General features: G+C 31.2%; 20 protein-coding genes, 1 tRNA gene and 1 pseudogene. 10 read left to right on the top strand and 12 right to left on the bottom strand.

Features of this window, described 5'->3' with window-relative positions; translation table 11 throughout:
- The first annotated feature begins 149 nt into the window (after nucleotides 1–149).
- Both JM82_RS16590 and JM82_RS00325 read left to right on the top strand, forming a co-directional pair.
- A complete protein-coding gene (locus JM82_RS16590) occupies nucleotides 150–506 on the top strand; it encodes an SET domain-containing protein-lysine N-methyltransferase (RefSeq protein ID WP_145000109.1) in 357 nt (118 codons plus the stop codon).
- Nucleotides 507–628: 122 nt separating this feature from the next.
- Nucleotides 629–1,006, top strand: a complete 378-nt coding sequence (locus tag JM82_RS00325; RefSeq protein ID WP_145000111.1) for a hypothetical protein — start codon at nucleotides 629–631, stop codon at nucleotides 1,004–1,006.
- Nucleotides 1,007–1,181: 175 nt separating this feature from the next.
- Here the strand turns inward: JM82_RS00325 and JM82_RS00330 are convergent.
- Nucleotides 1,182–1,263: transfer RNA gene (locus tag JM82_RS00330), tRNA-Tyr, on the bottom strand.
- A 184-nt stretch (nucleotides 1,264–1,447) separates the two neighbouring features.
- Nucleotides 1,448–3,826: a TonB-dependent receptor gene (locus JM82_RS00335; protein ID WP_145000113.1), complete on the bottom strand. Its 2,379-nt coding sequence runs from the start codon at nucleotides 3,824–3,826 to the stop codon at nucleotides 1,448–1,450.
- Nucleotides 3,827–3,989: 163 nt separating this feature from the next.
- Between JM82_RS00335 and JM82_RS00340 the strand changes: the two genes are divergently transcribed.
- A complete protein-coding gene (locus JM82_RS00340) occupies nucleotides 3,990–4,592 on the top strand; it encodes a YdeI/OmpD-associated family protein (RefSeq protein WP_145000115.1) in 603 nt (200 codons plus the stop codon).
- Nucleotides 4,593–4,643: 51 nt separating this feature from the next.
- Here the strand turns inward: JM82_RS00340 and yajC are convergent, their stop codons facing one another.
- The 4 genes from yajC to JM82_RS00360 all read right to left on the bottom strand — a co-directional run bounded on the left by yajC (nucleotide 4,644) and on the right by JM82_RS00360 (nucleotide 7,702).
- The gene (gene yajC, locus JM82_RS00345; RefSeq protein ID WP_145000117.1) at nucleotides 4,644–4,940 is read right to left on the bottom strand and encodes a preprotein translocase subunit YajC; all 297 of its coding nucleotides are present in this window, start codon (nucleotides 4,938–4,940) and stop codon (nucleotides 4,644–4,646) included.
- Nucleotides 4,940–5,455, bottom strand: a complete 516-nt coding sequence (locus tag JM82_RS00350; protein WP_145000119.1) for a DUF1573 domain-containing protein — start codon at nucleotides 5,453–5,455, stop codon at nucleotides 4,940–4,942. Before JM82_RS00350 ends, yajC begins: the two co-directional genes overlap by 1 nt.
- A gap of 86 nt (nucleotides 5,456–5,541) precedes the next feature.
- Nucleotides 5,542–6,486, bottom strand: a complete 945-nt coding sequence (nusB, locus tag JM82_RS00355; RefSeq protein ID WP_261375212.1) for a transcription antitermination factor NusB — start codon at nucleotides 6,484–6,486, stop codon at nucleotides 5,542–5,544.
- A gap of 112 nt (nucleotides 6,487–6,598) precedes the next feature.
- Nucleotides 6,599–7,702: a Glu/Leu/Phe/Val family dehydrogenase gene (locus JM82_RS00360; protein ID WP_145000121.1), complete on the bottom strand. Its 1,104-nt coding sequence runs from the start codon at nucleotides 7,700–7,702 to the stop codon at nucleotides 6,599–6,601.
- 145 nt (nucleotides 7,703–7,847) lie between these two features.
- Between JM82_RS00360 and JM82_RS00365 the strand changes: the two genes are divergently transcribed.
- The gene (locus JM82_RS00365) at nucleotides 7,848–9,590 is read left to right on the top strand and encodes an ABC transporter ATP-binding protein (protein WP_145000123.1); all 1,743 of its coding nucleotides are present in this window, start codon (nucleotides 7,848–7,850) and stop codon (nucleotides 9,588–9,590) included.
- A gap of 86 nt (nucleotides 9,591–9,676) precedes the next feature.
- Entirely contained in the window at nucleotides 9,677–10,081 is a 405-nt protein-coding gene (locus JM82_RS00370) for a PUR family DNA/RNA-binding protein (RefSeq protein WP_145000125.1), read from the top strand.
- A gap of 55 nt (nucleotides 10,082–10,136) precedes the next feature.
- Here the strand turns inward: JM82_RS00370 and JM82_RS00375 are convergent.
- The 4 genes and pseudogenes from JM82_RS00375 to JM82_RS00395 all read right to left on the bottom strand — a co-directional run bounded on the left by JM82_RS00375 (nucleotide 10,137) and on the right by JM82_RS00395 (nucleotide 13,172).
- A pseudogene (locus tag JM82_RS00375) lies at nucleotides 10,137–11,165 on the bottom strand (1-acyl-sn-glycerol-3-phosphate acyltransferase).
- Between the two features lie 17 nt (nucleotides 11,166–11,182).
- Nucleotides 11,183–11,515, bottom strand: a complete 333-nt coding sequence (locus JM82_RS00385) for a tRNA-binding protein (RefSeq protein WP_409994616.1) — start codon at nucleotides 11,513–11,515, stop codon at nucleotides 11,183–11,185.
- Nucleotides 11,516–11,589: 74 nt separating this feature from the next.
- A complete protein-coding gene (locus tag JM82_RS00390; protein ID WP_145000133.1) occupies nucleotides 11,590–12,132 on the bottom strand; it encodes a YfiT family bacillithiol transferase in 543 nt (180 codons plus the stop codon).
- A 107-nt stretch (nucleotides 12,133–12,239) separates the two neighbouring features.
- Entirely contained in the window at nucleotides 12,240–13,172 is a 933-nt protein-coding gene (locus JM82_RS00395; RefSeq protein WP_145000135.1) for a peptidylprolyl isomerase, read from the bottom strand.
- A 126-nt stretch (nucleotides 13,173–13,298) separates the two neighbouring features.
- Between JM82_RS00395 and JM82_RS00400 the strand changes: the two genes are divergently transcribed.
- A complete protein-coding gene (locus tag JM82_RS00400) occupies nucleotides 13,299–13,793 on the top strand; it encodes a hypothetical protein (RefSeq protein ID WP_145000137.1) in 495 nt (164 codons plus the stop codon).
- 39 nt (nucleotides 13,794–13,832) lie between these two features.
- Here the strand turns inward: JM82_RS00400 and JM82_RS00405 are convergent, their stop codons facing one another.
- Nucleotides 13,833–16,013, bottom strand: coding sequence for a RecQ family ATP-dependent DNA helicase (locus tag JM82_RS00405; protein ID WP_261375214.1), 2,181 nt, complete (start codon nucleotides 16,011–16,013; stop codon nucleotides 13,833–13,835).
- Between the two features lie 208 nt (nucleotides 16,014–16,221).
- Between JM82_RS00405 and JM82_RS00410 the strand changes: the two genes are divergently transcribed.
- From JM82_RS00410 to lptB, 4 genes are all read left to right on the top strand, one after another.
- Nucleotides 16,222–17,187, top strand: coding sequence for an SIS domain-containing protein (locus JM82_RS00410; RefSeq protein WP_145000145.1), 966 nt, complete (start codon nucleotides 16,222–16,224; stop codon nucleotides 17,185–17,187).
- The gene (tatC, locus tag JM82_RS00415) at nucleotides 17,187–18,023 is read left to right on the top strand and encodes a twin-arginine translocase subunit TatC (protein ID WP_145000147.1); all 837 of its coding nucleotides are present in this window, start codon (nucleotides 17,187–17,189) and stop codon (nucleotides 18,021–18,023) included. The genes JM82_RS00410 and tatC overlap by 1 nt, the downstream gene beginning before the upstream one ends.
- Nucleotides 18,007–18,369, top strand: a complete 363-nt coding sequence (locus tag JM82_RS00420) for a carboxymuconolactone decarboxylase family protein (RefSeq protein ID WP_145000149.1) — start codon at nucleotides 18,007–18,009, stop codon at nucleotides 18,367–18,369. The genes tatC and JM82_RS00420 overlap by 17 nt, the downstream gene beginning before the upstream one ends.
- 75 nt (nucleotides 18,370–18,444) lie before the next feature.
- The gene (gene lptB / locus JM82_RS00425; protein ID WP_028282850.1) at nucleotides 18,445–19,185 is read left to right on the top strand and encodes an LPS export ABC transporter ATP-binding protein; all 741 of its coding nucleotides are present in this window, start codon (nucleotides 18,445–18,447) and stop codon (nucleotides 19,183–19,185) included.
- A gap of 87 nt (nucleotides 19,186–19,272) precedes the next feature.
- On the opposite strand, the gene JM82_RS00430 is transcribed toward lptB, so the two are convergent.
- Nucleotides 19,273–20,097 carry a TerC family protein gene (locus tag JM82_RS00430; protein WP_145000152.1) on the bottom strand — a complete coding sequence of 275 codons (825 nt, stop codon included), beginning with the start codon at nucleotides 20,095–20,097 and terminating at the stop codon, nucleotides 19,273–19,275.
- Between the last annotated feature and the right edge of the window lie 4 nt (nucleotides 20,098–20,101).

Raw genomic sequence — 20,101 nt, forward strand, 5'->3', positions numbered from 1 at the left:
CATTATCTTTAATGACTATTAATTTATAAGTTGTTTTTTTATCTTAAAACAGTTTAAATTTACTATACTTAATTATCAAAACAACTATTACACAAAACAATACTATTGACGCTTTAGAAGCAGACTATTTATACGTCAAAACCTCTCAGATACCAGAAGCAGGCAATGGGTTATATACTGCTATAGATATATATAAGGATGAAATTATTTCCATTTTTAAAGGAGAAATTCTTGATGCATCAGAAGCAGCACACAGAGCGCAACAAAACTTAGATCGTTATTTTATTAATTTATTAGATGGTCGCATCATGGATAGTATGCATACCGACTGTTTTGCTAAATATGCAAACGATAGTAAAGGCAAAAACAATAGTCCATTAAAAAACAATGCTAAAATAGGTTTAGACGATGATGGTAATGTTTGTATTATAGCAACGAAACAGATTGTTTCTGGTGAAGAAATTTTTTGTGGTTATGGTAAGCGATACTGGAAAAAACACAGGTAATTTAAAACGAGATAAAGTTTTATCATTAATTTTAAAATAAACATCTACAATTGATTTTTTCTAAGGACAAAAAAAATTAAATTTGCATCAAAAAGCAACTAACCCTATTTTAATCTTACCCTTTGGAAAATAAACAAGCCATTACTGTAATAGACCGTATTCTGAAAAACTTAGACGCTACAGGTATTACTTCAGATACATTAATAGACGATATTAAAACTTTAAGAACTTATACTATTGAGGTAGAAAACCCTTTGGCAGTAAAAGTCCTTCGTTATACTTATGAGCATATCGAAAATAACGACTCTTTTCTTATACCAATACCAGAGGATACACCATTAGAGGATGAATCATTAGAATCTGATACAGAAGATGTTATAGAAACAGAATTAGATCCAATAGAGAGTTTAAAGTATGTGATTTCATTAATTAGAAATCTTGACAATGCTTCTAACATATCAGATTTAAAATATTACAAAAAAGCTTTAGTAGATTTTTAATTTATTAAAAGCAATTATAAGTTTAATATACTTATTTATATAAATAAAAGCCTTTATCAGTATATCTGTTAAAGGCTTTTTTTATTCTGAAATTATATTCAGACATATCTTAGAATAAATAAAATTATAACGCATAAAAAAGCCTTCTTAAATTTAAGAAGGCTTTTTAAAAATGTGGGGAGAGCAGGATTCGAACCTGCGAAGACGTAGTCAGCAGATTTACAGTCTGCCCTCGTTGGCCGCTTGAGTATCTCCCCAAAACTGATTGCAAATATATTTAAGTTTTACTATTAAACAAACAAAAAAGTACTGTTTTTTGATGTCATTTTTTTCGGTATTGATTTTTAATAAGTTAGCTTCAATTTATTTTTAATTAAAAATAATAAACTAAAAAAAGCGTAACATTTTTAGTGTTACGCTTTAAAGACTAACTCAATTTATTTAAAATTTGTAGGTTAAAATTCCTGCAAAATTTCTTGGGTCTGTTTGATTAATATAGCTGGTTCTATAAGCGTTGTAACCTATTGAATCAAATACATTATTAACCAACACTCTAAAATTCCAATGGTTATTTAAAGTATAAGCAACTTGAGCATTGACCTGTGTGTAAGCTTCAACATTAAAAGGCTCTTGATTTGGAACAATCCCTTGGTGAGTAACAGCACCTGAACTCCAGTCATTAATAGGTCGTTCGCCAGTATAATATACTCCTCCTCCAACAGACAAACCTTCAAGTTGTTGTTTAAAGCTATAGTTAGCATAAATATTAAAAGTATGCTTTGGTGTATTTAATGGTGCAGATCCATAGACATAAGATGTATGCTCCTTATACTGTGCATCAATGTATGAATATCCCGTAATTACTTCCAAGTTATCCAAAACACGACCACTTAATTCCACTTCAACACCTTTTCTCTCATCATTACCACCTTTTGCATAATATCCAGTTTCTTCCCAGTTAATATCATAAACAGGAAGATTAATGTCTTTATTATTTATTTTAAAATAAGTTAAGTTAAAACGCAACCTACTATTTAACCAATTTGTTTTAATACCAGTTTCAAATTGATCATAACGTTCGTTACCTAATTCATTACCATTAACATCTAATCTAGTTCCTGTTCTAGGATACGAACTGTTTGTATAAGAAGCAAACAGATTAATGTTTTGAAAAGGTGATATAATAATACCTCCTAATGGATTAAAAGCATCACTTTCGGTAGTTTCAGTGTCTGTAATTGTTCTTGTTTTACTGTAACGTAAACCAAAAAAACCTTTTAAATATTTATTAAAAGTAACCACATCCTGAGCAACAAAACCAAAAGCTTTAGATTTTGCAGCTAATGCGGATTGTGTAGACAGTGTAATATCATTTGGTAATTTATCACTATTACTTGCAAACACGTCTATAGTATCTATAATAGATACATTTTGTGAAGTTGTGTTATAATTAGTCGTACGATAATCAAAACCAACTTGAAATGTATGAGAAATAGTTCCTGTTTTTAATTGATCACCAACTAAATCAAATTGCAGCACACTGTTATTATCTGCTCTTGTTGACACTGAATAACCTCTAGATTTTTGATTATATATTGCGTTACCATCAACATCACTAACAACACTACCTAGACTTGCACCTTTGTCATCCAAATCCAAATTTGACTTATAATAGGCACCTTTAAGACTCAACTTATCAGATAACTCACGATCAAGTCTAACTGCATATGTTGTGTTAGTTGTTAATGATTTATCATTCTCAAAACCTAAAAATTGATCATAAGGTAAATCATAAATCAAATTCTGGTCATTATCTCCAAGATTAACAGTACCAACGTCTGGTGTCCTACTATCTTCAAAATAATCCAACTCAAAAGTTACAGTCGTTTTGTCGTCAGCCTTCCATTGAAATGAAGGATTGATATAAAATCTATCAGAAGTAATTCCGTCTCTATAGCTATCAGCACGCTCTAATGCACCATTTAATCTAAATGCAGTCGTTTTGGATGTATTTAAAGGTCCATAAACATCAAAAGTTGTTCTTGCTTGACCAAAGCTTCCTCCTCTAAGTGACACATTGCCTCCAAACTCGTATTTAGGTGTTTTGGTTACAATATTAATTATTCCACCTGGACTTCCTAAATCTGTAGCAACACCTTGTGTAACTGATGCTGCGCCTTTTAAGACTTGTATATTATCAACACCTTGCATATCTGTTAGTATCCCTTGACCTCTAAAATCTGAATGTACTCTAACTCCATTTTTTAAAATAGGAATCCCTCTAAATCCACGAGAAGACATACTCTCCCTTTTATTACCATATGTTGCAAATGTATAAACTCCAGGTACATTTTTTACAGCATCCGAAATGGTTAAATTACCTTGTTGCTCAATCACTTTTTCAGAAATAATAGAAATACTCTGAATTTGTTCATAAGGCGCTAAAGGCAATCTGGTTAAAGCCTCAATTTTATCTGGATGTGTAAAACGACTTCCAAAAACTTCAACTTCGTCCAAATCGCCATCATATTGTAATTTAAATGATATAGATTTCGTTTCATTATCCGTAATAGTTATGTCTTGTTTAATTGACGTATAACCTACTGAAGATACTTTGATAGTATAACTTCCAGCCTTTACATCTTCAAGGATAAAAAACCCATCAACATTAGCTGATACTCCTACATTAATCTCTTCTAATAAGATGGTTGCAAATGGAATTTTTTCGTCGGAATTACTAGTCACAACTCCTGTAATTTTGGATTGCGAGAATGATAATTGAACTGCTAAAATTAGTATAAAACTTATTTTTTTAAACATGACACTATTTAGATTTATTATAAATAAAGCGCAAATATAAATCTCATTTTGATAATCGCAAAGTTTATTTAGACTAAATCAAAATAAAAAATCATACTTATTTGATATAGAATAGAATACCCTTTTAAAAAATATTATCTTTAAAATTTAACTTAAACAGCAAATGAAGAAAATATCATCCATAGAAGAGTATATACAAGATCATCCCAAATTTATAGACTCCCTTAACCATTTAAGACACTTACTTTTAAAGGCTGGCTTAAAAGAAACTATAAAATGGAATGCTCCTGTTTATATGATTGAAGGAAAAAATGTGATTGGTTTAGGTGCTTTTAAACATCATTATTGCTTATGGTTTTTTAATGGCAGCTTATTGACTGACAAACAAAATATATTACATAATGCGCCAGAAGGAAAAACTAAAGCTTTGCGACAACTACGTTTTAATGATACAAGTGATTTATCCGAAACGTTACTAATGTCTTACATCGAGGAAGCCATAATAAATCAAAAAAATGGTAAGAACATTAAAACTATTAAAACTACAGTAAAAGATATTGTGATACCTGATGAATTACAAAGTGTTTTTAAAGAAGATAACATACTTTTAAAGGCGTTTAAAGCTTTAACACCATCTAAACAGCGTGAATACTGTAACTATATAAGTGAAGCCAAAAGAGAGGCTACAAAACTATCTAGAATAGATAAAATAACACCTATGATTGTTAAAAATAAGGGTTTACATGATAAGTATAAAAATTGCTAAATAAAAAAGGCGACCAATTGGTCACCTTTTAATATATAATCTAGCTGTAAATTACTTTTTTAATTCAACAGCTGGCTTGTTTAAAGATTTACTCATTTCCATAGAAATAGCAGAACGATCAAACTTTAATTTTCCAGACATAGTTTCTATAACGCAACTATTATCCTTATCATTAAGCTGTGCAATTTTTCCATGCATTCCGCTTTTAGTAATTACCTTATCACCTGCTTTTAAATCCGAAGCAAAACGCTTTTCTTGTTTAGCACGTTTCATTTGTGGTGCAATCATAAAGAAGTACACTACAGCAAACATTGCTATTATAGGTAAAAATCCGCTAATTCCTTCCATTATTGTGTAAGTGGTCCTGGGTTAGCATTTGGATTTGTTCTAAGTGGTGCCTGCTTAACAGGTGCGTTAGGATCTGGAGTAATAAAAGCTGATATTTTTACAGACTCTTTACCAGTAGCTGTGTTAGCTGTGATGTTAATTACTTTAGATGTTTTGTTAGCTCCTTTTCCGTTAAATTTAACAGTAAAAGAATCAGACTCTCCAACAGCTAAAGGTGCTCTAGACCAATCTTGAGGAACTGTACATCCACAAGTACTTTTAATATCTGTAATAACTAAAGGTGCTTCTCCTTTGTTTGTGTAAGTAAATACTGTCTCTTGAGGTGTACCTGATACTATTTGACCAAAATCATGTTCTTTTTTATCAAACTCGATTACTGGTAACTTACCTGATTGTGCATCTCTCTCAGAAGCTGCTACTACATTGTTTGCATCAATTTTTGCTGCTGCATCTTGCTTACAAGATGATAAAGATATTAAGCATACTGCACTTAATAGAATCATTACTTTTTTCATAATACTTATTTTAGAATTTGTGTAGTTTATTATTAAACTGCCACTTAAATTAATTTTTGGTTTGTAAAAATAATAATATTTTTTGACTACATCAATCCTCGACCAACTTTATTTAATTTTCCTTCTTCTTGATATTCTTTTAACAATTTATCTAGAATTCCGTTAATAAAAATACTGCTTTTAGGCGTTGAGTATTCTTTAGCAATTTCTAGGTATTCATTAATTGTTACTTTAGTAGGAATTGAAGGAAAACTAGTTAACTCGCAAATAGCCATTTTTAATAAAACCATGTCTATAGTTGCGATACGTTCTGTATCCCAATTTTTAGTTTTATTAGCTATTTCTTCGCTTAATTTGGATTGGTTTAACATTGTTTTTTTAAACAAGTTAATTGCGTATTGTTTATCCTCGATATCTTTGTACAACTTAGGTGTAAGGAAACGCTCGTCTGATGTTTCTTTAATTTTTCTAAGTAATTTTAAAATAGCTGTATTTACTGTTGGAAGATCATCTAACCAAGTAAGGTTTTTATCTTCAATATAATCGTAAAGTTTCTCGTTAGGAGCTATTATTTCTTTAAATACATCTACTATAAAGTTTCTATCTTCTTTAAAGGTAGACAATTTAGTTTGCATGTATTCTTTATATAAATCACTAGCAATTATTTCTTTATAGATAATATCTACATACTCATTATCTAGTTGCCAATTTTTAATATTGTTGACTTCAAAAGCTGTTTTTAAAGCCACGTTATTAGACAGTAGTTCTAAAACTTGATTGTTTATAAATTTTTTGTTGGGATTTTTTTCTTCTGCTGTAGCTAAATGCTTTTTCTGAATAGTTTCTAACTGCGTTTTAGATTTTTTACCGACCTCTATCATTAGGGATAGTGTCATTAGATATAAATTATACATATTGTCTATACTGTATAATAAAAATTTTTGGTCTTTAGAAAAATCATCACTTTCTGTACCATCAAATGCATATAAAACTTGCATTACTTTAACACGAATATGTCTTCTACTTAGCATACTTACAAAGAACTTTAGATTTCAATTATATTGAAATACTTTTAAATTATTAATTAAAAAAGGCGAAAGCTTTCACTTTCGCCTTGCAAAAATAGTCTATTTTATAAGATATCTATTGCTGATTTTCTTTTTTTCTAGCTTCAATTCTGCTTAAAGCTATATTTAATGCTGCTTGATGTGTTGTTATATCATTAGTTTCAGCATTACTTAATATCTCCAAGGTTGTATTGTAGATGTTTTCTGTCTTTCTCATTATTTCTTGTTTACCGTAGTTTTCTAATTCTGCGTAAACATTAATAATTCCTCCTGCATTAATTAAAAAGTCTGGTGCATATACAATACCTTTTTCTTGTAATATACGACCATGCTTAAGCTCGTCTGCTAATTGATTATTTGCTGCTCCAGCGATAACTTTAGCTTGGATACTGTTAATTGTAGCATCGTTAATTGTTGCTCCTAAAGCGCAAGGTGCGTAAATATCTACAGCCTCTGCATACACATTACTTCCTTTGTATATAGATGCTCCGTATTTTTTACTGATTGCCTCTAAACGTTCTTGATTAATATCGTCGATAATTACTTTTGCACCATCATTTGTTAGGTGCTCCACTAAAGATTCTCCAACATGTCCAATACCTTGTACAATTACTGTTTTATCCTCTAAGACATCTGTACCAAATTTAAATTTAGCAGCTGCTTTCATTCCCATAAAAACACCATAAGCTGTAATAGGAGATGGATTACCTGCTCCACCTTTGTCTTCAGAAATACCAGTAACATAAGGTGTTACTTCTCTAACTAAATCCATATCTACAGTTTCCATTCCTACATCTTCTGCAGTAATATACTTTCCGCTTAAGCTATGCACAAACTCTCCAAAACGCTTCATTAATTCTGGCGTTTTTTGTGTTTTTGCATCACCAATAATTACTGCTTTTCCACCACCAAGGTTTAAACCTGTAATTGCTGACTTAAAGGTCATTCCTCTAGACAAACGTAAAACGTCATTAACAGCTTCCCATTCGTTAGCATATTGCCACATTCTAGTACCTCCTAAAGCAGGTCCTAAAACTGTGTTATGTATTCCAATTATTGCTTTTAATCCTGTATCTTTGTCGTTGCAAAAAACGACTTGTTCGTGATTATCAAATGATAATTGTCCAAAAACAGGATCTGCTTTTGATAATTGATTAGTGTTGATTACTTCTGAAACCATTTAGTTGACATTTAATTAATGTATTGAAATTACACTATTTGTAATTTCAGCATGCGAAATTAGCTTATAATTAATATTAAAACAATAATTAGCATGTTAAAATGTGAAATTGTTAAAAACTTTTTAAACTTAGGTTTTCATTTAAATGAAAGAATTACAACATATTAACAAATACTTTTACAAATATAGAACACAAATTATAATTGGTGTTTTAATTACCATCGTTTCTAAACTATTTACTGTATTTGTTCCCAAATTTATAGGTTCTATTATAGACGTGGTTAACGACCAATTACAAAATCCGGAAAGTAGTGAGGTTGCTTACAAAGCCAAACTATTGAAGTACATTTTATTTTTGGTAGGTTCTGCAATATTGTCTGGTATATTAACCTTCTGGATGCGTCAAACAATAATTAATGTATCGCGTTATATTGAATATGATTTAAAAAACGAAATCTACCAACAATACCAAAAACTATCTTTAAATTTTTATAAAAAAAATAGGACTGGTGATTTAATGAATCGTATAAGTGAGGACGTGACCAAAGTACGTATGTATACTGGTCCTGCAATTATGTATAGTATTAATACCTTAACATTGTTTATTGTAGCTCTAGTTTTTATGTTTAGACAAGCGCCAATGTTGACACTTTACACAATTATTCCGCTACCAATTTTATCCATAATTATTTATAAAATTAGCTCAGAAATACATAAACGTAGTACCATTGTACAACAATACTTATCCAAACTATCCACGTTTTCTCAAGAAACTTTTAGTGGAATTTCTGTAATTAAGGCTTATGGTATAGAGCCACAAACCTCAGCTAATTTTGATGAATTATCAGAAACCAATAAAGAGAAACAATTAAGTTTGGTACGTATACAAGCCTTGTTTTTTCCGATGATGATTTTGCTTATTGGGTTAAGCAACGTGTTAGTTATATATATTGGAGGTAAACAATATATGAATGGCGAAATTAGCTTAGGTACAATTTCTGAATTTATTATGTACGTTAACCTTCTAACTTGGCCAGTTGCAACTGTAGGTTGGGTGACCTCTATTGTACAGGAAGCAGAAGCTTCTCAAAATAGAATTAATGAGTTTTTAAAAACCGAACCAGAAATACAAAATAACAACGCTGAATTATCAGAAATTAATGGCGAAATAGAATTTAAAAATGTGTCTTTTACTTATGATGACACCAACATACAAGCCTTAAAAAATGTTAGTTTTAAGGTAAATACAGGTCAAACTTTAGCTGTTATAGGAAAAACTGGGTCCGGAAAATCTACAATCTTAGATTTAGTAGGACGTTTGTACGACGTAGACTCAGGCACTATATTAATAGATCAAAAACCTATTGAAACCCTAAACCTATATAGCCTAAGGGACGCTACAGGTTATGTACCACAAGATGCCTTTTTGTTTAGCGACTCCATTAATAACAACATTAAGTTTGGTAAAGAAAACGCTACAGATCAAGAGGTTATAGATGCTGCTAAATTAGCACAAGTGCATAAAAACATAATCAAATTTAACAAACAATACGACACTGTTTTAGGTGAGCGTGGCATCACGCTTTCTGGAGGACAAAAGCAACGTGTATCCATTGCTAGAGCTATTATTAAAAAGCCTCAAATTATGTTATTTGATGACTGTTTATCTGCAGTTGATACTGAAACTGAAGAGAAGATTTTAAATAACTTAAAAACAATTACTAAAGGAAAAACAACCATAATTGTAAGTCACAGAATCTCTTCTGCTAAAAATGCAGATCAAATTATAGTTTTAGACGATGGTCAAATTGTGCAATCAGGCACACATGAAAACCTTATAAACACTGATGGTTATTACAAAGAGCTCTATTTAAAAACAACTAAGTAAAAAGATTTACACTAAAATGTTGTTTCATTCAACTTTTTTTTTGACTTTTGAGTTTACGAATTAACTAACAACACAAATCAAGGATTATGCATAATAACGAGATGATGGAGAAGGAAGAAATTTTTTCGAAAGTATTAAGAGCAGGAAGACGAACTTATTTTTTTGATGTAAGAGCTACTAAAGCAGATGATTACTACCTGACTATTACAGAAAGTAAAAAGTTTACAAATGACGATGGATCATTTCATTATAAAAAACATAAAATTTACTTATATAAAGAAGACTTTAGTGAGTTTAATGACATCTTAAAAGAAATGACAGATTACATCATCAACGAAAAAGGAGATGAAGTTATTAGCGAGCGTCACCAAAAAGATTTCAAGAAAGAATATGATACTCCAGCCACTCCTACTTCTGAAGCTAAGACTGAAACATCTGAAACACCAAGTGCTGAAAGTAGATTTACAGATGTAGATTTTGACGATATTTAATATAAAAATCACCTTATATCAAAAAAACCTTTTCTAAATTTAGAGAAGGTTTTTTTTATGCTTTATTGTAAATCAAAATTAAAATTAGACTTCCCAAAATAAATATAAAACTTGCAACAAAATTAAAGGTAAGCCAAATAATAGCAGATATAACAAATAACCAAAGTGGTACTAAAGTTATACTTATAGCAAACCTAAAGGTAGATAAAAACTCAGCTTCCTTAATTTTTGGTTTTATGTTGTGTCTCCAAACCAAAATAGGCACACATAATAACAAATAAAGGATTGGCTTTATTAAGACTTTAAACTTAGATTGTTTTACACGCTTAACGTGACACGTTTTAAACTGACTTACAATACAATGATAAACACTATTGGGATTGGTAAAATCCACATTTAACTTATTAAGTTTTTCTACGATAGAAGCATAATTACTTTGTGGTATGTGAGTTGTTAAACTTATTAACGAATTAAAAACATCCTGTTTAATTTGTTTAGTCGCAATAAAATCGTCTAAATGATTATAAGATTTAGACGCTAAAGCTTCTCCAAAACAAATAGAAACAGTACTACCCATTGCTCTAGGTTCTTGGTAATTTAAACCCACTGGAATTAAATTTATTGACTGCTTAGGATACGTTTGCCTGTGTTCTAAAATAATTCTTGTAAACCCCTTACTTAGTGGTCTAACTCGTCTTTCTAAATTGTGATTTCCTTCTGGAAAAATAGTCACTGCTTTGTTATCATGTAACAAATTAACAGTATTACTAAAAACAGATTTATTTTTAGCAATCGTGCTCTAGCCATCTCTAACACGATAAATTGGTCGCATATTCAAGCTATGCAATAACCTACTTACAAATGGTTTTTTAAAAACACCAGCTCTAGTTAAAAAATAACTTAAGCGTCCAGACTTTGTAGCCAATAGCAAAGCATCTATTAACGCATTTTGATGATTGGATAAAAATAAAACGGGTTGGTCTTTTGGTATGCTTTTTTTTCCGTTTACAATTATTTTTTTATAGTAAAAAAACAATCCTAATTGAATATAAATCCTAACGGTATGTAATCCTATTTTATTCAAATATCTTAACCAGACTACTATGATACAGAAGTTCCGTTAGGAACTTTGGTTTCTGGATTTAACAAAATAACATCTTTAGCATTAACCGCTCCCAATACTAAACACTCACTCATAAATTTTGCAATCTGCTTACGCGGAAAATTTACCACTGCAACTATTTGCCTATTTAGTAAGTCTTCTTTTTTATAAAGCTTTGTAATTTGCGCACTAGTTTTTTTAACACCCAAACCTCCAAAATCTATGATTAATTGATACGCAGGGTTTTTGGCTTCTGGAAAATCATTAACTTCTAAAATAGTACCTACACGTAAATCTACTTTGGTAAAATCTTCAAATTGAATAGTGCTCATAATTACCCTTGGTTATATTTAATTTAGGACTTTAAAATAAAACTAATTTTAAGCCAAAACAAACAATTATTAATCTAAATCCAGCCTTTACTTTTTAAAACACATTCTATATGCGCATAATGATGATTACTATGCCAAGCATAATTACCTAAATTTTTATCTAAAGCTATCATTTGATTGTTTTCCGGATGAATAAAGGTACGTTGGAATTGTTCTGCTGTTAAGCCTTTTAAATAATGCACTAATTTAGCATGTACTACTTTAATATGCAATAGAGATAGCGCTATTGGCTGATTATAATCATGCTGAGAAGCCCATGTGTTTTCATCATAGGCTTTTATTACTGGGTTATCTTCTGTCATTGCCCATTTAAATCTTATATAACTATGATGGTGACTGTCTGCAATGTGGTGTATTACTTGTCTAATAGTCCAGCCTCCTAACCTATAAGGTGTATCTAATTGCTTGTCTGACAAGTTAACCACCAACTGCTCCAACCTATTTGGAAAATGTTTTAGTATTGATAACCAAGCATCAATACTCGCTTCCGTTATTGTTGATGGACATTCAAATTTTCCGATAGGATATTTTAACCTTTCTAATTCTTGATCTAACATGGGATTAATGTAATTAAAAAACCTCAAAAGATATTACTCTTTTGAGGTTTTAAATATTTATAATTTTTGTTTTAGAATATCTAAATAGAGCAATAAATAATTAATTATTATTTAACGTCTACAAGTTCTACATCAAATACAAGTACAGCATCTGGTGGAATTGCTCCTCCTGCACCTCTTGATCCATAACCTAAATCTGAAGGTATAACAAAACGGGCTTTATCACCAACTTGTAATAATTGAATCCCTTCATCCCATCCAGAAATAACTTGACCTACTCCTACTTGAAAATCTAAAGGTTGATTACGCTTGTAAGAACTATCAAAGACAGTTCCGTCCGCTAATTGTCCTTTATAGTGTACAGAAACTTGGTTACCTTTTTCAGCTTTTTTACCATTACCTTTTTGGATAATTTGGTAACGTAAACCGCTTTTAGTTTCTTCAAAACCTGCAGCTAATTTATCTAATTCTGCACGCTTAGCTTCACGTTCTGCAGCTACACGTTTTTCTCTTGCACCTTCAAATGTTCTAAAGGCTTCAATTGCATTAAAGTTTTCTGCATCAGCACCAACTCTAACAATTTCTAAAGTTTCAATCTTATCGCCTTGTGCAATAGCATCAACGATGTCTTGTCCTTTTACTACTTTTCCAAAAACAGTATGGTTACCGTCTAACCAATCTGTAGCAACATGAGTAATAAAAAACTGACTTCCGTTAGTACCAGGTCCAGCATTTGCCATACTTAATATTCCAGGTCCACTATGCTTTAAATCTGGGTGAAACTCGTCATCAAACTTATATCCTGGATTACCTGATCCGCTACCTTGTGGACAACCTCCTTGGATCATAAAATTATCAATTACTCTATGAAACTTTAATCCATCGTAATAAGGTGTCCCTTGTGGTTTAACATCGTTTTCCATGTTACCTTCAGCTAAAGCAACAAAGTTACCAACTGTTCCAGGAGTTTTCTCAAATTCTAAAGCGACTAAAATTTCGCCTTTATTCGTATTAAATTTTGCGTATAAACCGTCTTGCATTACATTGTTTTTTAATGAACTGCAAAGATATAAAGAAGTTAAAAGTAATAAGTAATGACAGATGATTTTTTTTATCCAATCCTGTTTTACTAAATTTTGTTAGATTTGAAAAAATAAAAAATTATTATGGGTGTATTTAATAAGCTATTTGGAGGTAATGATAAAAAATCAAAAAGTAACCAATTAGCTAATACCAATTACATTGAGGCTATTTTAAAGCATAGTGAAGACCAACCTGTAGCTATTGCAGATCAAAATGTGATTTATGCAGGTTATGCAGAGCTTGGTGGTTATTATTTTTTACAAACTTTTATTGTTGGAAAACTAAATATTAAAGCAAAAAAAGGCGCTAGACTTTTAATGGTTAACAACAATCACACTTTAGATTTAAAATCAGACATGGATGAGTTTGAGTCTGAAAACATGGGTGTTTTTGATGGTTATGTTACTAGAATAGATTTTGAAATTGAAAAAGAAGCTGCCGAAAATATTAAACGATCTGAAATCAAAAATATAACACTACAAGTAAAAAAACACTCCATTACTTTTATACCGCTTGCGATAGAAGGGTTAGATGAATTACAAATAGCAGAAGAAAACAAAAAAGACCTAACAAATTAACTTGTTAGGTCTTTAATACAGTGTTTTTTGGTATTATAATTAGTTTGCGACTTCACTTATAAATTTAATACGATATAATCGTAACTCTTCATCATCATAATCTCCATCAAACTCGTCTATTGCAACGTCAATCTTATCTGTTTGTGACTCCATAAAATAATCATGGATTTCTTCTTGTTGGTCTTCATCTAAAATATCATTAATCCAGTAATCAATATTTAGTTTTGTTCCTGAAAAGACAATAGCTTCCATTTCTTTAATAAATGCAGACATTTCCATTCCTTTAGCAGATGCAATATCTGTTAATGGTAATTTTCTGTCCACATTTTGTATGATATATAATTTAAGTGCAGAGTTGCTACCTGTAGATTTAACCACTAAATCATCTGGTCTTACAACGTCGTTATCTTCTACATATCTTGCAATAAGCGCGACAAAATCTTTACCATACTTTTTAGCTTTCCCTTCTCCAACACCATGAACGTTAGATAGCTCTTCCACAGATACTGGATATTTTAAAGCCATATCCTCTAAGGATGGATCTTGAAATATAACAAAAGGAGGTACACCTAATTTTTTAGCATTAGTTTTTCTTAAGTCTTTAAGCATTTTCATTAATGCCTCATCCACTACTGCTCCACCACCACTTTCTGCAGTGATTATAGTATTGTCTGACTCGTCACCAAACTCATGATCTTTAGTCATCATGAATGATTCAGGATTTTTTATAAACTCTTTTCCTTTATCTGTAAGCTTAATGACACCATAGGTTTCAATATCCTTTTTTAAAGATCCTGATACTAATATTTGTCGTGTTAAAGCCATCCAATAGGATTTATCTTTATCTTTTCCTTTACCAAAAAAGGGTTGATCGTCGGTTTTATGAGAGCTAATTAACGCGTTAGATTTACCTACAATAACGTTTACTAACTCTTTAGCCTTATATTTTTCATTGGTAGCATCGACAATTTCTAGGACAAGTTTTACATCATCTTTAGCTTCTTGTTTTTCCTTTGGATGACGCATATTATCATCCATATCTCCACCTTCACCTGTTTTGTTATCAAATGATTCACCAAAATAATGCAATATGAATTTACGTCTTGATATTGAAGTTTCCGCGAAAGCGACTACCTCTTGCAATAGTGCTTGACCAATTTCTTGCTCTGCTACAGGTTTACCTGACATAAACTTCTCTAACTTTTCTATATCCTTATAGGCATAATAAGCTAAACAATGACCTTCTCCTCCATCTCGTCCTGCACGACCAGTTTCTTGGTAATAGCTTTCTATACTTTTAGGAATATCGTGATGAATTACAAATCTTACATCTGGTTTGTCTATTCCCATACCAAAAGCTATGGTTGCAACTACCACGTCAATATCTTCCATTAAAAACATATCTTGGTGATTGGATCTTTTTTTAGCATCCAAACCTGCGTGATATGGTACCGCTTTAATCCCATTAACTTGTAACACTTGAGACAACTCCTCTACACGTTTACGACTTAAACAATATATGATTCCGGATTTACCTTCGTTTTGCTTTACAAAGCGTATGATATCAGCATCTACGTTTTTAGTTTTTGGACGTATCTCGTAATATAAATTAGGTCTATTAAATGAGGCTTTAAAAGTGTTAGCGTCATTCATCCCTAAGTTTTTCAGGATATCTTCTTGTACCTTAGGTGTTGCAGTAGCTGTTAGACCAATTATGGGAATATTATCTCCTATACGTCTAATTATAGATCTTAAATTACGGTATTCTGGTCTAAAATCGTGACCCCATTCACTAATACAATGGGCTTCATCCACTGCCATGAAAGAAATTTTTACCGTACGCAAAAACTCTACATTTTCTTCTTTAGTTAAGGATTCTGGTGCTACATATAATAATTTTGTAATACCATTTGTAATGTCTTCTTTGACTTGTTTAATTTCAGTCTTATTTAAAGATGAATTTAAAACATGAGCCACACCATTTTCATTGGAGACACCTCTGATTGCATCAACCTGATTTTTCATTAATGCTATTAAAGGAGACACAACTATAGCTGTACCTTCTTGCATTAATGCAGGTAATTGGTAGCATAAACTTTTACCACCACCTGTAGGCATTATTACAAATGTATTTTTTTGTTCTAGGATACTTTTAATGACTTGTTCTTGAAGTCCTTTAAACTCGCCAAAGCCAAAGTATTTTTTTAGTGCTGAATGCAAATCGCTTTTCACTATGTATAACTTTCGTATTTAATTAATTATTTACACTTACATACTTTTGACAAACTATAAATAGTTGCTAAGAATTGAATTCCCCTCTCAATTTTTTCGCTAAATTTGTCGAAATTATTAATCTAATAATCTTAAGGTGATTTAGATTAAGACTAAAGATAGTAAAATCTTTATAAACCAAAAAAAAATAAACACATTGAAAACAAAAGCTTCCATTATTAGTAGTGCCAAAGAAACTATTAAACTTGAAGGACAGTCCATATTAAATTTATCAAATTTAATTGATAACGACTTTGCTGAAGCTGTGGAATTGATTTATAATTCTAAGGGTAGAGTCATAATTACTGGTATAGGAAAAAGTGCTATTATAGCAACAAAAATAGTGGCTACGCTAAACTCGACTGGTACTCCTGCTGTATTTATGCATGCTGCAGATGCTATCCATGGTGACCTAGGATTAATACTTCAGGATGATGTGGTGATTTGCATTTCTAAAAGTGGAAACACACCAGAAATTAAAGTTTTGGTACCATTAATTAAAAATGCAAAAAATAAAATGATTGCTATAACTGGTAATAAAGATTCATTTTTAGGCCAGCAAGCGGATTTTGTTTTAAATGCATTTGTAGAGAAAGAAGCTTGCCCAAACAATTTAGCACCAACAACCAGTACTACTGCACAACTAGTATTGGGTGACGCATTAGCAGTTAGCCTTTTAGAATTAAGAGGGTTTTCTAGCAAAGATTTTGCTAAATATCATCCAGGTGGTGCATTGGGTAAAAAATTATATTTAAGAGTTCAGGATATTTCTTCTGTTAATCAAAAACCAGAAGTAACTTTAGACACTAACATTAAACGGGTAATTGTTGAAATATCTGAAAAAATGCTAGGTGTTACAGCTGTCACTGAAAACAAAAAAATTGTCGGAATAATTACTGATGGTGATTTAAGACGAATGCTAAGCAAAGTGGATAACTTTAGCGACTTAACTGCTAAAGATATTATGAGTGCCAATCCTAAACGTATCGAAGAAGACGCTATGGCTATTGATGCTATGGAGGTTTTAGAGACCTATGGTATTTCTCAATTACTTGTGCAAAAAGATGGCAAGTACGCTGGTGTTGTGCATATCCACGATTTAATAAGAGAAGGAATTTTATAATGGCAAAAAAAAATGTAAACGAGATGTCTTTTTTAGATCATCTTGAAGATTTAAGATGGCATTTAATTAGGATTGTATCTGCTGTAGTTATTTGTGGTACAATCGCTTTTTGTTTTCCAAGTATACTATTTGATAGCATCCTATTTGCACCTCAAAAAATGACGTTTCCCACTTACCAATGGTTATGTGAAATGTCTAAATTTTTTGGATTGGATGACATGAGTTTTTGTGCAGATTCGTTTCCGTTTATAATACAAAACCGTGAAATGGCTGGACAGTTTTCTATTCATATATGGACGTCCATTTATGCTGGATTTATTGTAGCATTCCCTTATGTAATTTACCAATTATGGCGATTTATTAGTCCTGGTTTAACCTCTAAAGAACGTCGTACATCTACAGGTTTTATTATAATATCTTCTTTACTGTTTTTTATGGGTGTGTTATTTGGATACTACATTATAACACCTTTATCCATAAACTTTTTAGGAACCTACTCCGTAAGTACAGAAGTATCCAACGAGATTGATATTTCATCATACGTTGGGTTAATCAGAGCGTCTGTTTTAGCGTCTGGAATAATATTTGAGCTACCAATATTAATCTACTTTTTAACTAAAGTTGGTTTGGTAACGCCTCAGTTTTTAAAAAAATATAGAAAATTTGCTTTAGTTATAGTTCTAATTTTATCTGCAGTCATAACACCTCCAGATGTAGCAAGTCAAATAATTGTAGCGATACCTGTACTAATTTTGTATGAAGTCAGTATTCATATCTCTCGAATTGTAGTGAAAAACGAAAATAAAAAACAAAAAAAAGATGTCAGAACTAGTTAAAGAATTTAACGACTATCGCGAAAAAATGAATGATAAAATTCTAGGCGATAACAATAAAATAATCAAACGTATTTTTAATTTAGACACTAATGCTTTTACTGAAGGTGCATTGGACGTAAAAACTAAAGAGCTATTAGGTTTAGTAGCCTCTACCGTTTTACGTTGTGATGATTGTATTAAATACCATTTAGAGTCAAGTTATAAAGAAGGTTTGTCTAAAGAGCAAGTAATGGAAACCTTAAGTATTGCTACATTAATTGGTGGTACTATAGTGATCCCACATTTAAGACGTGCGTATGAGTTTTGGGAAGCTTTAGAAGCACAGGATCAAGACCAACAAGGTTAAACTTTATATAAATTAAAGCGCCTTTTTAATAAGTTATATTGAAATGCTTATTTTTACGACAATTAAACACACCAAATGAAGCTAAGAGCCGAACATTTAATGAAGTCCTACAGTGGACGTAAAGTTGTAAAAGACGTATCTCTTGAAGTTAGTCAAGGTGAAATTGTTGGGCTTTTAGGTCCTAATGGTGCAGGAAAAACAACATCATTTTATATGACTGTTGGTTTAGTAAAACCAAATGCTGGAAACATCTATTTGGATGACACTAACATTACCAATTACCCTATGTATAAACGTGCACAAAATGGTATTGGTTATTTAGCACAAGAAGCATCTGTATTTAGAAAACTAAGTATTGAAGACAATATTTTAAGTGTTTTACAAATGACCAAACTGAGCAAAAAAGAACAATTGCACAGGATGGAAGCATTAATTGAAGAGTTTAGTTTAGGTCATATTAGAAAAAGTAGAGGTGATTTATTATCTGGAGGAGAACGTCGTCGTACCGAAATTGCACGTGCCTTAGCAACTAATCCAAGCTTTATTTTATTAGACGAACCATTTGCTGGAGTAGATCCAGTTGCAGTGGAAGATATACAACGTATTGTAGCGCAATTAACCAAAAAGAACATTGGTATATTAATTACTGACCACAACGTACAAGAAACGTTAGCTATTACAGATAGAACTTATTTAATGTTTGAAGGAAGTATTTTAAAAGCAGGAGAACCTGAAGAATTAGCTAATGACGAAATGGTACGAAAAGTATACTTAGGTCAGAATTTTGAATTACGTAAAAAGAAGATTAGAGATTAATCTGAATGTTGTAAATAAATAATTTATAAATAAAAGCCCAATTGAAAATTCAATTGGGCTTTTAGTATTTAATGACCATTTATGTCACTATATTTTTTCTTCAGACTTAGCTTTAATCTTGGCATTCTCTGCCAATATCTTCTTTTGATAACGACCTTGCACAACATCTACAATAATTAAAATAAATAACACAAAATAGAAGGTTGTTTTACTCATAGACTCAATTGGGTTTCCAAATAGCTTTAAGTGTGCTAAATGTCCACCTTCAGTAACTAACATTATACCTACAATAAATAGGATAAACAACCCAAGCACTTCATACATTCGGTTTTTTGCTAAAAACACAGAGATTCGATCTGCCAAAAACAACATTAATAATCCGCTAATTACAATAGCAATAGCCATTACAATAAAGGCTGTTGTAGCGTTTTCAATATCACTTGTTAACCCTATGGCTGCTAAAATAGAATCAAAAGAGAATACTAAATTCATTATTACAATACTGGTTATAACAGCACTTGCAGACTTACCTCTCGTGCCATCACCTTCAATATCATGATCTAAATCATGAGCACCAATCATATGCCAAATTTCTTTTATAGCTGTATAAATAATAAAACCTCCTCCAGCTAATACAATTAAACTGTGTCCATTAAAAGCAAAGCTGGCCACATTACCTAATTCACCTGTCATAAACGAAAAAGGCTCTTTAAAAAAATCAATTATCGATACTAATACAAACAATAATATGATACGTAAAACAATCGCAATTAAAATACCAACTTTTCTAACGCGCTTTTGTTCAGATTCTGGTGCTTTTTTTGACTCTAAAGAGATATATAATAAGTTATCAAATCCTAAAACAGCCTGCAACAAAACAAGCATTAAAAGCGTAAAAATAATTTCTAGCATAGTG

This window comes from Olleya sp. Hel_I_94, assembly GCF_007827365.1.
Lineage (GTDB): Bacteria > Bacteroidota > Bacteroidia > Flavobacteriales > Flavobacteriaceae > Olleya.